This is a genomic window from Massilia timonae (assembly GCF_001866515.1).
Lineage (GTDB): Bacteria > Pseudomonadota > Gammaproteobacteria > Burkholderiales > Burkholderiaceae_D > Telluria > Telluria timonae.
Map to the genome: position 1 here is coordinate 5,199,990 of NZ_JRYB01000001.1, position 13,928 is coordinate 5,213,917.

Genomic DNA, 13,928 nt, shown 5'->3' on the forward strand with positions numbered 1-13,928 from the left:
CCCATGAAATTCACCACTCCCGCCACCACCAATCCCATCGACCGCCAGCGCTACGTCGGCCAGCCGCTCGACCGCATCGACGGCCCGCTCAAGTGCACCGGCACGGCGCCCTACGCCTACGAGCACCACAAGGAAGTGCCGAACGCCGCCCACGGGTTCGTGGTCGGTTCCAGCATCGCCAAGGGCCGCATCGCCTCGATCGAGATCGAGGCCGCGCGCCGCGCGCCCGGCGTGCTGGCCGTGGTCACGGCCGCCAATGCCGGCAAGCTCGGCAAGGGCGACAAGAACGTCGCCCACCTGCTGGCCGGCCCCAAGGTCGAGCACTACCACCAGGCCGTCGCCCTGGTGGTGGCCGACACCTTCGAGCAGGCGCGCGCCGCCGCTGCCCTCGTGCGCGTGAAATACGTCGAAGAGAAGGGCCGCTTCGACCTGGCCGCCGAAAAAGACAAGGCGGTCAAGCCGGACTGGGAAGACGACCCGTCCGACTCCAGCGCCGGCAACTTCCAGCGCGGCTTCGATACCGCGCCCGTGAAACTCGACTCCACCTACACCACCCCGGACCAGTCGCACGCGATGATGGAGCCGCACGCGTCCACCGCGCTCTGGGAAGGCGACAAGCTGACGGTGTGGACCTCGAACCAGATGATCAACTGGTGCGTCCAGGACCTGTCCAAGACGCTGGGCATGCCGAAGGAAAAGGTGCGCGTGATCTCGCCCTATGTCGGCGGCGGCTTCGGCTCCAAGCTGTTCCTGCGCGCCGACGCCCTGCTGGCGTCGCTCGGCGCGCGCGCGGCCAAGCGCCCGGTCAAGGTGGCGCTGCACCGTCATCTCATCTTCAACAACACCACCCACCGCCCGGCCACCATCCAGCGCATCCGCATCGGCGCCGGCCGCGACGGTCGCATCACCGCCATCGGCCACGAGTCCTGGAACGGCAACCTGCCCAAGGGCAGCTCGGAAGTCGCGACCCAGCAGACCCGCCTGCTGTACGCGGGCGCCGACCGCATGACCGCGACCCGCGTCGCCCTGATCGATCTGCCCGAAGGCAATGCGATGCGCGCGCCGGGAGAAGCGCCGGGCATGATGGCGCTCGAAATCGCGATCGACGAGATGGCCGAAAAGCTGAACATCGATCCGGTGCAGTTCCGCATCCTGAACGACACCAAGGTCGACCCCGAAAAGCCGATCCGCAAATTCTCCGAGCGCCGCTTCGTCGAGTGCATGCGCATGGGCGCCGAGAAGTTCGGCTGGAACAAGCGCAACCCCAAGCCCGGCCAGACGCGCGAAGGCCGCTGGCTGATCGGCTACGGCGTGGCCTCGGCCTTCCGCAACAGCCCGGTGATGAAGTCGGCGGCGCGGGTGCGGCTTGCGAAGGACGGCAAGGTGATCGTCGAAACCGACATGACCGACATCGGCACCGGCAGCTACACCATCATCGGCCAGACCGCCGCCGAGATGCTGGGCGTGCCGCTCGAGCGGGTCGAGGTGCGCCTGGGCGATTCCACCTTCCCCACCTCCGCCGGCTCCGGCGGCCAGTGGGGCGCGAACAGCTCGACCTCGGGCGTGTACGCCGCCTGCGCCAAACTGCGCGAACTGGTGGCGAAGGAGCTCGGCGTGGCTGAACGCGAGGCCGAGTTCGTGGACGGCACGGTCCGTGCTGGCGGGCGCAACCTGCCGCTGGCGCAAGCCGCCGCCGGCGGCGAGCTGGTGGCCGAGGACACGATCGAATTTTCCGGGGGCCTCGACAAGAAGAACCAGCTGTCGACCTTCGGCGCCCACTTCGTCGAAGTGGCGGTCGACGCGGTCACCGGCGAGACGCGGGTGCGGCGCATGCTGGCCGTGTGCGCGGCCGGCCGCATCCTCAATCCGAAGCAGGCGCGCAGCCAGGTGATCGGCGCCATGACCATGGGTGTCGGTGGCGCGCTGATGGAACACCTGGTGGTCGACAAACGACTCGGCTTCTTCGCCAACCACGATCTCGCCACCTACGAGGTGCCGGTGCATGCCGACATCCCTCACCAGGAAGTCATCTTCCTCAAGGAAGAAGACGAGCTGTCCTCGCCCATGAAGGCCAAGGGCGTGGGAGAACTCGGTATCTGCGGGGTCGCCGCCGCGGTCGCGAACGCGGTCTACAACGCGACCGGCGTGCGGGTGCGCGAGTATCCGATCACGCTCGACAAGCTGATCGAGAAGATGCCGCTGTCCGCTTGACCACAGGCGGCTTCGTCCAGGCGCGCATTCAGGCCGGCATTCAGGCGACGGCGTCCACCTCGTCGCCGTCGGCGACCACGCGATTGCGTCCGCCGCGCTTGGCCGCGTACAAGGCCTTGTCGGCCGCCTCGATCAGCGCTTCCGGCGCGTTCAGGCGCGCGCGGTCGAAGGCGGCGACGCCGATGCTGAGCGTGACCTCCGGATGGTGGGCGGCGGGCGCCTGCTGCAGGCCCAGGCCGGCGACGTGGGCGCGGATGCGGTCGGCCAGCACGCGCGCCTGCTCGAGCGTGGTGTCGGGCAGCACGGCCGCGAACTCTTCGCCGCCGTAGCGCGCCGCCAGGTCGGCCGGGCGCTTGAGCATGCCGGCCAGCTCCTGGGCCACCATGGTCAGGCAGCTGTCGCCCTGCTGGTGGCCGAAGTGGTCGTTATAGGCCTTGAACGAATCGATGTCGACCAGCAGCAGCGCCAGCGCGCCATCGGCGCGCTGCGCGCGGCGCAGTTCGCGCTCCAGCGCCACGTCGAAATGGCGGCGGTTGGCGATGCCGGTGAGGCCGTCGATGTACGACCGCGCGCGCAGCGACTCGGCGTGTTCCAGCAGGCGCCGCTCGCGCACCGCGACGCCGCTCACGTCGCGGATCTCGATCAGGCAGAAGCGCTGGCCGCCGTCGTCGAAGGGCGTGACCGCGACCGCCTGGTCGATCAGAGCGCCGTCGAAGCTGCCCGGTTCGCGCAGCGGGAATGGCGCGCGGTTATGCGAGGGCGGCACGTGCTCGGTGGCGACGCCTTCGAGCAGCGCGGCGAGGATCGCCGCCTCGACGCGCGATCCGCGCAGGTCGGGAAAGACTTCGATCAGCGTGTGGCCCTGCATGCGGGCCACGCCGCGGCCGGAACGCGGCACCAGCCAGCCGTTCCAGAGGACGATGCATCCTTCGTGGTCGAGCACGATCACACCGCAGTCGACGAGATTGAGGACCCGCGCGGGCAGGCTGCTGATGGATTCTGGCTTTTGAGTCACGGATCGGCAGATGTTGAATTTAGGAAACAATTCAAATCATACCGGAATTTCCAGGACCACCGAAAGAAACGCCGGTTGCCGCAGCCGCGCCGGCCGGGGTCAAGGCGGGCTTTGCAGCATGTGCCAGGCCATCGCCACGCAGACGATCGCCACGAAGAACAGCAGGCCGAACACGAAAATGCGCATCGAATTGGCCAGCCCCGTCACGGCGCGGTTGGCGCTGTCATTGAGCTTGCCGCGCCGACGCGCCCCGTTCAGCAACATCGAGATGAAGATGAACAGGGTCGCACAGATCAGTACTACTTTCATTCAGGTTCGCACCGCCACCAGGATCAGGGCCACCACGGCGAGCAGCGCCGACAGGCCGGCGGTCACGCCGAGCCAGGTGAGCTTCTGGCGCTGCACGTCCATCTTGGCGATCAGCTGGGCGTTCTGGTCGGCCAGGTTGGCGATCAGTTCGGAGGCCGAGCGCATCTGGTTGCGCAAGTCGTTCAGCTCCGCGTCGTTCTGTTCGGAACGCGCGATCAGGAGGCCGATGATGTCGTCTTCTTGCGCCGCCATCTCGGGACTCAAGCCGGTCGCCGGGTCCACCGCGCCCGGCTTGCGATTGACCGTGTCCCACAGGCGGCGCGCGCCGGTCGCCACCTGGGGCGCGGCGCTGATCACCTCGCTCCACGGGACGGTCTTCAATACGGTCCACCAGCCTGCTGCCATACCTGCTCCTTGTCAATCGTGTGAGCCCGGAGCATACCATTGCCGGACGGCGCGGCCAAACGCCGCACGCCTGGCGCGCCTGCCGCGTGCTGCCTTGCAGCGGCTTGCGCTAGTATCGAGCCATGTGTGGACGATTTGACCAGAGCCAGACGGCTCGCAACTACGCCAGCGCCATCGGCTGGCTCGACGCGGTGTACGACAGCGAATCCGCGCCGGCCTATAACGTGCCGCCCGGCACTTACCGACCCGTGCTGCACATCCAGGACGGCGAGCGGCGCGTCGACGACGTGTACTGGAGCTACCAGGCGCGCTGGGCCAAGGGCAAGGTGCCGGTGACGATCAATGCGCGCATGGACAAGCTCACCAACCGCTACTGGCGCGGCCTGCTCAAGTCGGGCCGGGCGCTGGTGCCGGCCGAAGGCTGGTATGAATGGACCGGAGAAAAAGGCCACAAGCAGCCGTGGCATATCCACCGCCGGGACGGCGCGCCGCTGTTCATGCTGGCCCTGGCCAATTTCGGCGGCTTTACCGAGAACCGCGCGGAAGCCGGTTTCGTGCTGGTGACCGACGACGCCTCGGGCGGCATGCTCGACATCCACGACCGGCGGCCGGTGGTGCTCGATGCGCGCGACGCCGAGACCTGGCTCGATCCGGCGCTCTCGAGCGAGGAAGCGCTCGAGTTCGCGCGCCGCGCCGCCCTGCCCTCGGATGCATTCGAATGGCACGCGGTCAGCACGCTGGTCAACCGTGCCGGGCTTGGCGGCCCAGAGGTCGTGCAGCCGATCGATACCGAAACCGAATAAAAAATGGCCCGGACGCTTCCACGTCCGGGCCATTCACAGGCGGCGATGCCGCCATCACAAGCGATGAACGCTGCTTATCGCTGATACGCGCCCAGGTCGATGCTGCTGCCACGTGCCTTGCCGTCGATGTCGGTCTTCGGCGCGTAGGTGGCGATGCCGCGGCCGACGGCCGGCGAGCTGGCCGTCAGCTTGTAGTCCGGGGTTGCCGCGGTGCGCGAGTAGCCGGCGAACAGCGGTTCCGAGCTGATGGTGCCGGTATGGGTCAGGCCGTTACGCAGCTGGAAGTTGTAGGTCGTGTTCTTGGTGACCAGGTTGTTTTTATACGTGTTGCCCTTGCCAGTGGTGCCTTGCTCCGAGATGCCGTACTTGTTGTCGTACACGATGTTGTTGTGCACGTGGACGTTGTTGGCGCCCGCCTTCGTGAAGTAGAAGTCGCCGCCACCGACGATGATGCCGAACACCGACGAGCTCACCGTGTTGTTGACGATCTGGAGGTCGGTCGCATCGTGCCACAGGTGGATCGCAGCCGAGCCCACGCGGTAGACGATGTTGTTCTTGATCGTGCCCGAGGTGCTGTGATAGATGCCCTGGACATAGGTGCAGCCGGCCGGGCCGATATCGTGCACGACGTTGCCGATCACGTCGCCCTTGACGCCCTTGTAGTAGCTGTCCACGCCGATCGCCGAGCCGCCCGCGCTATTGCACGGGATCGTCGTCGCCATGTGGTGCACGCGGTTGCCCTCGATGACGTTGTACGAACCGCCGGTGTAGATGCCGAGCACCCATTTGGTGCCGCTGCCGATCTTGCTGCCGTCGACGTCGAAACCGATGATGCTGACGTAGTTGCCGCGGTTGTCCCACGCGGTCTTGTTGGTCGAATTAGCCGGCGGCACGATCTTGGCGCCCCACTTCGTGGTCGAGACCCAGTAGATGCGGCTGCTTGCGGTGCCGCTGGCGGTGGTGCGGATGCCGCCGGCATAGGTGCCCGGCGCCACGAACACGGTGGTGCCGGGCTTGGTCGCGACCTGGGCGGCGCGCGCCAGGGTCTTGAACGGCGCGGCCTTGGTGCCGGCGGCGCTGTCCGAACCGTTCGGCGAAACATAGTAGTTGTACGGCGTGGCCGGGATGCTCGGGCCGGCGACAGGCGCTGGATTGCGCTTCGTATACTCGGCGCTGCGCTTGATCTCCGCTTCGACGGTCGCCAGGCTGACACCGCGGCTCACGGCCTGGGTCCAGTACTGCAGCCCGCCCGCATCGGGCTCACGGCCGAGCAAGGTTAGGTACAGCTGGCGCACTTGTTCCTGGGCCGAGGCGGCGGTGGTGGCGGCTGGCGCCGCGGTTTGCGGGGCCGTGGCGGCTTGGGCCGATGCGGTGGCGGCCAGCAGCAGGGTTGCTGCCGCGGCGACGCGGGTCAGGTTGGTACGGAGGTTCGAGGCGATCATGGTGCTGCTTTTCATCTGAGGTTTCCTTCTAGTCCGGAAAAAAGACCGGGCAATGGAGGGGCCACGCGCAGGGCGCGGCAGTCCACGCGGGACGTGGGCTTCTCCTGATGTGTCGGAGCGGACGGGGCGCATGCGCCCGTCCACGAGATCCGCCAGCTGGCGCTGGCGCGGGTGACGCCGGATGAAGCTGGCCGGGGCTGGCTTCGGTCCGGGTCGGTACTGCAGGGGTTACTGCAGGGGTTGCTGCATGAAGCTGCTTAGTGTTGATAAGCGCCGAGGTCGATGGCCGTGCCGCGCGCCTTGCCGTCGATGTCGGTCTTCGGCGCATAGGTCGCCAGGCCGCGGCCGATCGCCGGCGAGCTGGTCGTCAGCTTGTAGTTTGGCGTTGCCGCGGTGCGCGAGTAGCCGGCGAACAGCGGCTCCGAGCTGATGGTGCCCGTATGGGTCAGGCCATTGCGCAGCTGGAAGTTATAGGTCGTGTTCTTGGTGACCAGGTTGTTTTTATACGTGTTGCCCTTGCCGGTGGTGCCCTGTTCCGAGATGCCGTACTTGTTGTCGTACACGATGTTGTTGTGCACGTGGACGTTGTTGGCGCCCGCCTTCGTGAAGTAGAAGTCGCCGCCACCGACGATGATGCCGAACACCGACGAGCTCACCGTGTTGTTGACGATCTGAAGGTCGGTCGCGTCGTGCCACAGGTGGATCGCAGCCGAGCCCACGCGGTAGACGACGTTGTTCTTGATCGTGCCCGAGGTGCTGTGATAGATGCCCTGGACGTAGGTGCAGCCGGCCGGGCCGATATCGTGAACGACGTTGCCGATCACGTCGCCCTTGACGCCTTTGTAGTAGCTGTCCACGCCGATCGCCGAGCCGCCCGCGCTATTGCACGGGATGGTCGTCGCCATGTGGTGCACGCGGTTGCCCTCGATGACGTTGTACGAACCGCCGGTATAGATGCCGAGCACCCATTTGGTGCCGCTGCCGATCTTGCTGCCGTCGACGTCGAAACCGATGATGCTGACGTAGTTGCCGCGGTTGTCCCAGGCGGTCTTGTTGGTCGAGTTAGCCGGCGGCACGATCTTGGCGCCCCACTTCGTGGTCGACACCCAGTAGATACGGCTGCTTGCGGTGCCGCTGGCGGTGGTGCGGATGCCGCCGGCATAGGTGCCCGGCGCCACGAACACGGTGGTGCCGGCCTTGGTCGCGGCCTTGGCGGCGCGCGCCAGGGTCTTGAACGGCGCGGCCTTGGTGCCGGCCGCGGTGTCCGAGCCGGTGGGCGAGACGTAGAAGTTGTTCGGGGTAGTCGGGATGGTGGCGGCGTTGGCCGACATGGCGGCTGCCAGCAAGGCGACGGCGGCAGCGGCGTGGGTGACGTTGGTACGGATCGAAGCGAAGGTAGCGAAGGTCATAAATGTGTCTTACCCTAATTAAACAATGTAACCCTTTGAGCGCAGGAAACTTCCTAAGTTCAACTTTTTTTAGGAAATTTTTTCTGGGAGTATTAAATGCTAAAGAACAATTTCCCCGTGGAAATTACATACTCGCCAGAAGTGCCCGCGCAGGCGTAGAAAAAGAATGGTCGTGTTGAGGTATGAAAGCAGATCCGCGCTCGGTGCGCGCTGTCCGCGAGACGCGCATGCAAACGCATGCGCAGGGTGGCAATCCCGGCTCCGTCGACGAGGACTGGTTGAGCCGGGACCGCCTAATGCTGCCTGGTGCTGCTTAGTGCTGCTGAGTGCAGCTTAGTGTTGATAAGCGCCGAGGTCGATGGCCGTGCCGCGCGCCTTACCGTCGATGTCGGCAGCCGGGGCATAGGTCGCCAGGCCGCGACCGATCGCCGGCGAGCTGGTCGTCAGCTTGTAGTCCGGCGTTGCCACGGTGCGCGAGTAGCCGGCGAACAGCGGTTCCGAGCTGATGGTGCCGGTATGGGTCAGGCCGTTACGCAGCTGGAAGTTATAGGTCGTGTTCTTGGTGACCAGGTTGTTTTTATACGTGTTGCCCTTGCCGGTGGTGCCCTGCTCCGAGATGCCGTATTTGTTGTCGTACACGATGTTGTTGTGCACATGGACATTGTTGGCGCCCGCCTTCGTGAAGTAGAAGTCGCCACCACCGACGATGATGCCGAACACCGACGAGCTCACCGTGTTGTTGACGATCTGGACGTCGGTCGCATCGTGCCACAGGTGGATCGCAGCCGAGCCGACGCGGTAGACGACGTTGTTCTTGATCGTGCCCGAGGTGCTGTGATAGATGCCCTGGACGTAGGTGCAGCCGGCCGGGCCGATATCGTGCACGACGTTGCCGATCACGTCGCCCTTGACGCCCTTGTAGTAGCTGTCCACCCCGATCGCCGAGCCGCCGGCGCTATTGCACGGAATGGTCGTCGCCATGTGGTGCACGCGGTTGCCCTCGATGACGTTGTACGAACCGCCGGTGTAGATGCCGAGCACCCATTTGGTGCCGCTGCCGATCTTGCTGCCGTCGACGTCGAAACCGATGATGCTGACGTAGTTGCCGCGGTTGTCCCAGGCGGTCTTGTTGGTCGAGTTAGCCGGCGGCACGATCTTGGCGCCCCACTTCGTGGTCGACACCCAGTAGATACGGCTGCTTGCGGTGCCGCTGGCGGTGGTGCGGATGCCGCCGGCATAGGTGCCCGGCGCCACGAACACGGTGGTGCCGGCCTTGGTCGCGGCCTTGGCGGCGCGCGCCAGGGTCTTGAACGGCGCGGCCTTGGTGCCGGCCGCGGTGTCCGAGCCGGTGGGCGAGACGTAGAAGTTGTTCGGGGTAGTCGGGATGGTGGCGGCGTTGGCCGACATGGCGGCTGCCAGCAAGGCGACGGCGGCAGCGGCGTGGGTGACGTTGGTGCGGATCGAAGCGAAGGTAGCGAAGGTCATGAATGTGTCTTACCCTAATTAAACAATGTAACCCTTTGAGCGCAGGAAACTTCCTAAGTTCAACTTTTTTTGAGAAATTTTTTCTGTGGACACTAATTTTTCCGAGGCAATGTATCTATAAAAATGGAATACTCAGCAGTTTCCTACCGAACACGGCAAGCACAGCGTTGCGGGTGTGAGCGAAGCCGGAGAGATGCGCGGCGCGGCGGGCATCAGATACACCAGCGATGCGCCAGCTCGGGAGGTGGGCCGCGACGGGCCGGAGGAAGATTGCTGATGAGCGCGGATGTCTCGGCTGCGCCTGCTGTCGCAGGCGCAAGGGAATGTGAAGTGGTTTTAAGCTGCCGGTTGCTGCGTGGCTTGCTGGCCGTCGGCGCCGGCTACCGCCGGCGTGCCCTGCATTGCAGGATCGGGTGAGGACGCAGCCTCCTGGTAACCGTTGAGATTGAACTCGTTCGATGCCGGGGCGTTGCCTTCGGCAGCCTGAGCGGCCGGCGCGGCATTGGCAACGCCATTGTCCATCGACGCCGGCGCCGGTTCCGGGATGGCCGGCGCTGCGCTGTCGGCCGCCGGTGTGGCGGCGCCAGGCATGGCCGTATCCTGCGCGATGGGCTCCGGCGTTGCCGGGCCGGCGTCGATCGCGCCCGTGGTCCTGGCGCTCGATGCCTCCGTGGTGTCAGTGATCACGGTGGCAGCCAGCAACTGCTGATTGGCGAACTCATCGGTCGTACCGCCGCAGGCGGTGAGCAGGACGGCGACGCTGCAGCACAGCGCGGCTTTGACACGGAATGACGAAGCGAAGGTCACAGGTTTTTTCATCAGGAAGTTCCTTACCTCAATTAAACAATGTGCCCTTTTGAGTGACACTAACTTCCTTAGTTCAAGTCCCTCCAAGAAATTTTTCCACGTGATATCAAATCCCCACGAGACTCATCCTCTTAGAAATTAAACACTCCCATGATCTAGATCGAACCCGGCACGAAACCAAAAGTCGCGCTCAGCAGTCTTATCCCACGGCTACTTAACGCGAGGAGATTTCAATGGGCGAATACATGCAAATCCGGGGCATGCTGCAAGACGGAGAGGAATATGCCGGTCTGATCTTGGGCAAGGAAGAACCCGACTACCACCTGGTCCTGCTGCCAGGCGACTCCTCCGACGTCAGCTGGCCCACGGCCGTGGACTGGGCCAGCGGCCACGGGGGGGCGCTGCCGACGCGGCGCGAACTGGCGCTGCTGTTCGCGAACCTGCGCGAATCGTTCGAGCGCAACTGGTACTGGTCGAGCGAGCCGCACGCCACCCGCGCGCAGCTGGTCTGGGGCCAGAATTTCGCCAGCGGCATCCAGACCATCTATGGCCGGCCCTACCGCGGCCATGCGCGCGCGATACGCCGCATCAGCACAGCGGCCTGAGCCGGCAGCGCGGGCACACGGGGTCAGGGCTTCGGCACGCTGGAGCGGCCGATGTCCTGCTCCATGTTTGCCAGGTACCAGGCGGTGGCGGTCATCAGCGCCACGTGACGGCGCAGGATGTCGGGATCGACCTTGTCCAGGGTGTCGGCCGGCGTGTGGTGATAGTCGAAATAGCTCGAGGTGTCGACGACCGGCGCGAAGCTCGGCACGCCCGCGCGTTCCAGACCGGCCAAGTCGCCGGTGGCCAGCACGTCCTGGCGCTGGAACACATTGGCGCCGATCGGCTGCAACGCCGCTTGCAGCGGCGCGAACAGCTTGACCGACTGCGGCATCACGCTGGCGCGCAGGCCGAAGGGGCGGCCGACGCCGTTGTCGCTCTCGATCGCGCCGAAGTGCTTGCCCGCGTTCGCCTGTTCGGCGGCGAGGTAGGTGCTCGCCCCGCGCTGGCCGTTCTCTTCGTTCATCCAGGCGACGAAGCGGATGGTGCGGCGCGGACGGTAGTCGAGCTTCTTGAGCACGTCGAACACGGCCATCGCGCTGGCGACGGCCGCGGCATCGTCGTGCGCGCCCGGCGACAGGTCCCAGGAATCGAGGTGGCCCGAGACGATCACGATCTCGTCCGGTTTCTCGGTACCCGGCAAGTCGGCGATCACGTTGAAGCTGTCGGCGTCCGGCAGGTTCTGCGGGGTCAGCACCAGCTTCATGCTCAGCGGGCCGCGCTTGGCCAGGCGCGCCATCAGCATCGCGTCTTCCGCCGTCACGGCGGCGGCCGGGATGCGCGCGTTCTCGAGCAGGCCCGACGAACCCGTATGCGGCAGGCGATAGGCGGCGCCGCCGACCGACCGCACCAGCGCGCCGACAGCGCCGAGCTCGGCCGCCATGCGCGGGCCGTTGCGGCGATAGGCCGAACCCTGGCCATAGGCGTGGCCGGCCAGGCCGCGATCGGCCATGTGCTGGTCGAAGGCCACGTCGAACAGGACGATCTTGCCCTTCACTTCGGCGGCGCGGCTCTTGAGTTCATCGAAACTCTTGAGCACCAGCACCGGCGCCACTAGGCCCTCGGCCGGGGTCGCGCCGGAACCGCCCAGTGCGGCCAGCACCACGCGCTGGGTCACGCCCTGCGGACGCCCCGTGTACTCGACCAGTTCGCCCGTCTCGATGCCGCGCACCCAGTGCGGCACCTTCACTGGCTGCAAGGTCACCTTGGCGCCGAGCTTGCGCATCGCTTCCGCCACCTGGGTCACCGCCGCCGCCGCGCCGGGCGAACCGGACAGGCGCGGACCGATCAGGTCGGTCATGTCTTCGGTGCGTTGCCAGGCGTAGTCGCTGCTCATCGCCGTGTCGCGGATCTTGGCGAGGGCGGCGGGATCGTTGCCGGGGCTGGCGGCCAGGGCCGGGCCGCCCAGCAGTGCGGCGGCGATGACGCCCATGGCGGGAAGGTGGTGGAGACGGAAGCTGCGTTTCATGCGGGGAAACCCTTGCTAGTTCGAAAGGATTCAAACGATAGCGCATTCGGCAACTTTCCGCCCCTGTTTTTTGCCGTACGTACAAGCAAGCAATACGGGCGCCGCGCCGCGCTCAGGCCGGCACCAGGCGCACCAGCGTGATCTCGGATGGCGCGCCGAAGCGCTTCGGCGGCCCCCAGTAGCCGGTGCCGCGGCTGGTGTACACCCACATATCGCGCACGCGGTTGAGTCCGGCAACAAAAGGCTGCTGCAGCGGCACGAACAGGTTCCACGGAAAGAACTGGCCGCCGTGGGTATGGCCCGACAATTGGAGGTCGAAGCCGGCCGCGGCGGCCTCCGGCGCGCTGCGCGGCTGGTGCGCCAGCAACACCTTCACGCCGACCCCGGGCGGCGCGCCGTGGACGGCGCGCTGTGGATCGCTCTTGTGCTCGGGGTGGAAATGGTGGGCGGTATAGTCGGCCACGCCGGCGATCATCAGCGCCGCGCCGCCGCGCCGCCGCACCACGTGTTCGTTCATGAGCACCGTCAGGCCCAGGCGCCGCACCTCGGCGATCCACTCCAGCGCGCCGGAATAATATTCGTGGTTGCCGGTGACGAAGAACACGCCGTCGCTCGCCTGCAAGCGCGCCAGCGGTTCGGTATGCATGGCCAGGCGCTGCACGCTGCCATCGACCAGATCGCCGGTGACGGCGATGGCGTCGGCGCCGAGCTTGTTGACCTTGTTGACGATGGCGTTCAGGTAGGGCCGCTTGATCGTCGGGCCAACGTGGATGTCCGAGATCTGGGCGATGGCATAGCCGTGCAGTTCGGCCGGCAAGTCCCGGATCGGCACGTCGACCTTCACCACCCGCGCCACCCGCCGCGCATTGACGTAGCCGACCACGGTCACGGCCAACGCCACCAGCGGCACGGCCAGCGCGCTGCCGTGGGTAATCGCCGGCGTCAGCGCGCCGAAGGGCAGCAGCGCCAGCAATACCAGGTCGCGCAGCAGGGTGGCGACCAGCAGCGACGAGAACAGGCCCATCGACAGCAGGCCGAGCCAGGCGACCAGGTTCGACCAGCGCCGCCGGCGCAGCGAGGACGACATCAGGCCGACCGGCACCAGCGCGCCGACCAGGCCCAGCAGGAGGATGGCGAAGGCATTGCCGGACAGCGTCAGCCCGAGGTCGGGCAGCAGGCGCATGCCGATATAGACCAGCAACAATACCAGCAGGGAGAGGACGACGACGAAGCTTCGGCTGGGGCGCATGGCGGGATTGAATGAGGGTGGTCGTGCCTAGATGGGGCGCCAGACGCTGCTTGCAAGGCAGAATGTTACCGGCTGAGATGCAGTTGTAAAAAACTGTATTAACGAATGGCACAATCGTGCGCCGGGAATATAGTACGTCCATACCCGGTGTCGCAGTCATCATCCCGATCTCCGCCAGGGTACGAGGAAAAACCATGTTGAAATCGACAACCCTTGGTGCTGTGCTGCTGGCCGCTGTCGCGGTATCGCCGGCGGCAATGGCCGGTGATCGTGGTACGAACACGGCCGTTGGCGCGGTGCTCGGCGCCGTCGTCGGCCACACGGTCGGCGGCACCGGCGGCGCGGTCGCCGGCGGCGTGATCGGCGCGGCGGTGGGCAACTCCATCAACACCCGCGACGATCGCCGTCATTATGGCCACCACAATGGCTATAACAACGGCTACTACCAGTCGCAACCGGTGTACGTGCAGCCGCGCCCGGTCTACGTGCAACCACGCCCGGTGTACGTGGAATCGCGCCCGGTCTACGTCCAGCCGCGTCCGGTGTACGTGCAACCGCGCCCGGTCTACGTCGAACACCGCGGCCGCGGTTGGGACCGGCATGACCGCCACGATCGCCATGACCGCTGGGATCGCGACGACCGTCGCGGTCACCACCACGGCCACGGCCGCTGATCCACGCCGATCCAATGAGCCGCGCACCGCGCGGCTTTTTTTCGTCTC

At 66.0% G+C, this 13,928-nt stretch carries 13 protein-coding genes; 4 read left to right on the forward strand and 9 right to left on the reverse strand.

The window, feature by feature from the left end:
• The first annotated feature begins 3 nt into the window (after nt 1-3).
• Nucleotides 4-2,211, forward strand: coding sequence for an aldehyde oxidoreductase molybdenum-binding subunit PaoC (gene paoC / locus LO55_RS22060; protein WP_071363124.1), 2,208 nt, complete (start codon nt 4-6; stop codon nt 2,209-2,211).
• Nucleotides 2,212-2,251: 40 nt separating this feature from the next.
• Here paoC and LO55_RS22065 read toward each other — a convergent pair whose 3' ends face one another.
• The 3 genes from LO55_RS22065 to LO55_RS22075 form a co-directional block, all read right to left on the reverse strand.
• The gene (locus LO55_RS22065; RefSeq protein ID WP_071363125.1) at nt 2,252-3,226 is read right to left on the reverse strand and encodes a sensor domain-containing diguanylate cyclase; all 975 of its coding nucleotides are present in this window, start codon (nt 3,224-3,226) and stop codon (nt 2,252-2,254) included.
• Nucleotides 3,227-3,325: 99 nt separating this feature from the next.
• The gene (locus LO55_RS22070) at nt 3,326-3,535 is read right to left on the reverse strand and encodes a hypothetical protein (protein WP_005670080.1); all 210 of its coding nucleotides are present in this window, start codon (nt 3,533-3,535) and stop codon (nt 3,326-3,328) included.
• Nucleotides 3,536-3,940, reverse strand: coding sequence for a hypothetical protein (locus LO55_RS22075; protein ID WP_071363126.1), 405 nt, complete (start codon nt 3,938-3,940; stop codon nt 3,536-3,538). It abuts the gene before it with no gap.
• 122 nt (nt 3,941-4,062) lie between these two features.
• Between LO55_RS22075 and LO55_RS22080 the strand changes: the two genes are divergently transcribed.
• On the forward strand, nt 4,063-4,743 hold the full coding sequence (locus tag LO55_RS22080; RefSeq protein WP_071363127.1) for an SOS response-associated peptidase: 681 nt from the start codon (nt 4,063-4,065) through the stop codon (nt 4,741-4,743).
• A 74-nt stretch (nt 4,744-4,817) separates the two neighbouring features.
• Here LO55_RS22080 and LO55_RS26065 read toward each other — a convergent pair whose 3' ends face one another.
• The 4 genes from LO55_RS26065 to LO55_RS22100 all read right to left on the reverse strand — a co-directional run bounded on the left by LO55_RS26065 (nt 4,818) and on the right by LO55_RS22100 (nt 9,898).
• Nucleotides 4,818-6,200: a right-handed parallel beta-helix repeat-containing protein gene (locus tag LO55_RS26065; RefSeq protein ID WP_218145992.1), complete on the reverse strand. Its 1,383-nt coding sequence runs from the start codon at nt 6,198-6,200 to the stop codon at nt 4,818-4,820.
• Nucleotides 6,201-6,442: 242 nt separating this feature from the next.
• Nucleotides 6,443-7,594 carry a right-handed parallel beta-helix repeat-containing protein gene (locus LO55_RS26540; RefSeq protein WP_071363128.1) on the reverse strand — a complete coding sequence of 384 codons (1,152 nt, stop codon included), beginning with the start codon at nt 7,592-7,594 and terminating at the stop codon, nt 6,443-6,445.
• Between the two features lie 333 nt (nt 7,595-7,927).
• Nucleotides 7,928-9,079 carry a right-handed parallel beta-helix repeat-containing protein gene (locus tag LO55_RS22095; protein WP_071363129.1) on the reverse strand — a complete coding sequence of 384 codons (1,152 nt, stop codon included), beginning with the start codon at nt 9,077-9,079 and terminating at the stop codon, nt 7,928-7,930.
• 336 nt (nt 9,080-9,415) lie between these two features.
• Nucleotides 9,416-9,898 carry a hypothetical protein gene (locus LO55_RS22100; RefSeq protein ID WP_071363130.1) on the reverse strand — a complete coding sequence of 161 codons (483 nt, stop codon included), beginning with the start codon at nt 9,896-9,898 and terminating at the stop codon, nt 9,416-9,418.
• A 221-nt stretch (nt 9,899-10,119) separates the two neighbouring features.
• Between LO55_RS22100 and LO55_RS22105 the strand changes: the two genes are divergently transcribed.
• Nucleotides 10,120-10,491: an Lcl C-terminal domain-containing protein gene (locus LO55_RS22105; RefSeq protein ID WP_005670069.1), complete on the forward strand. Its 372-nt coding sequence runs from the start codon at nt 10,120-10,122 to the stop codon at nt 10,489-10,491.
• 23 nt (nt 10,492-10,514) lie between these two features.
• Here LO55_RS22105 and LO55_RS22110 read toward each other — a convergent pair whose 3' ends face one another.
• Both LO55_RS22110 and LO55_RS22115 read right to left on the reverse strand, forming a co-directional pair.
• Complete coding sequence (locus tag LO55_RS22110) at nt 10,515-11,957, reverse strand: M20/M25/M40 family metallo-hydrolase (RefSeq protein ID WP_005670068.1); 1,443 nt, start codon at nt 11,955-11,957, stop codon at nt 10,515-10,517.
• A 112-nt stretch (nt 11,958-12,069) separates the two neighbouring features.
• Nucleotides 12,070-13,206 (reverse strand): metallophosphoesterase, encoded by a 1,137-nt coding sequence (locus tag LO55_RS22115; protein ID WP_071363131.1) that lies wholly within the window; start codon nt 13,204-13,206, stop codon nt 12,070-12,072.
• Nucleotides 13,207-13,463: 257 nt separating this feature from the next.
• Here LO55_RS22115 and LO55_RS22120 point away from each other — a divergent pair, with 257 nt between their 5' ends.
• Entirely contained in the window at nt 13,464-13,880 is a 417-nt protein-coding gene (locus LO55_RS22120; protein WP_229410211.1) for a glycine zipper 2TM domain-containing protein, read from the forward strand.
• Nucleotides 13,881-13,928 lie beyond the last annotated feature (48 nt).

Coding starts and splice junctions, on each gene's coding strand:
- paoC (WP_071363124.1), top strand. CDS start 4: ATGAAATTCACCACTCCCGCCACCACCAATCCCATCGACCGCCAGCGC.
- LO55_RS22070 (WP_005670080.1), bottom strand. CDS start 3,535: ATGAAAGTAGTACTGATCTGTGCGACCCTGTTCATCTTCATCTCGATG.
- LO55_RS22075 (WP_071363126.1), bottom strand. CDS start 3,940: ATGGCAGCAGGCTGGTGGACCGTATTGAAGACCGTCCCGTGGAGCGAG.
- LO55_RS22080 (WP_071363127.1), top strand. CDS start 4,063: ATGTGTGGACGATTTGACCAGAGCCAGACGGCTCGCAACTACGCCAGC.
- LO55_RS26065 (WP_218145992.1), bottom strand. CDS start 6,200: ATGAAAAGCAGCACCATGATCGCCTCGAACCTCCGTACCAACCTGACC.
- LO55_RS26540 (WP_071363128.1), bottom strand. CDS start 7,594: ATGACCTTCGCTACCTTCGCTTCGATCCGTACCAACGTCACCCACGCC.
- LO55_RS22095 (WP_071363129.1), bottom strand. CDS start 9,079: ATGACCTTCGCTACCTTCGCTTCGATCCGCACCAACGTCACCCACGCC.
- LO55_RS22100 (WP_071363130.1), bottom strand. CDS start 9,898: ATGAAAAAACCTGTGACCTTCGCTTCGTCATTCCGTGTCAAAGCCGCG.
- LO55_RS22105 (WP_005670069.1), top strand. CDS start 10,120: ATGGGCGAATACATGCAAATCCGGGGCATGCTGCAAGACGGAGAGGAA.
- LO55_RS22110 (WP_005670068.1), bottom strand. CDS start 11,957: ATGAAACGCAGCTTCCGTCTCCACCACCTTCCCGCCATGGGCGTCATC.
- LO55_RS22115 (WP_071363131.1), bottom strand. CDS start 13,206: ATGCGCCCCAGCCGAAGCTTCGTCGTCGTCCTCTCCCTGCTGGTATTG.
- LO55_RS22120 (WP_229410211.1), top strand. CDS start 13,464: ATGGCCGGTGATCGTGGTACGAACACGGCCGTTGGCGCGGTGCTCGGC.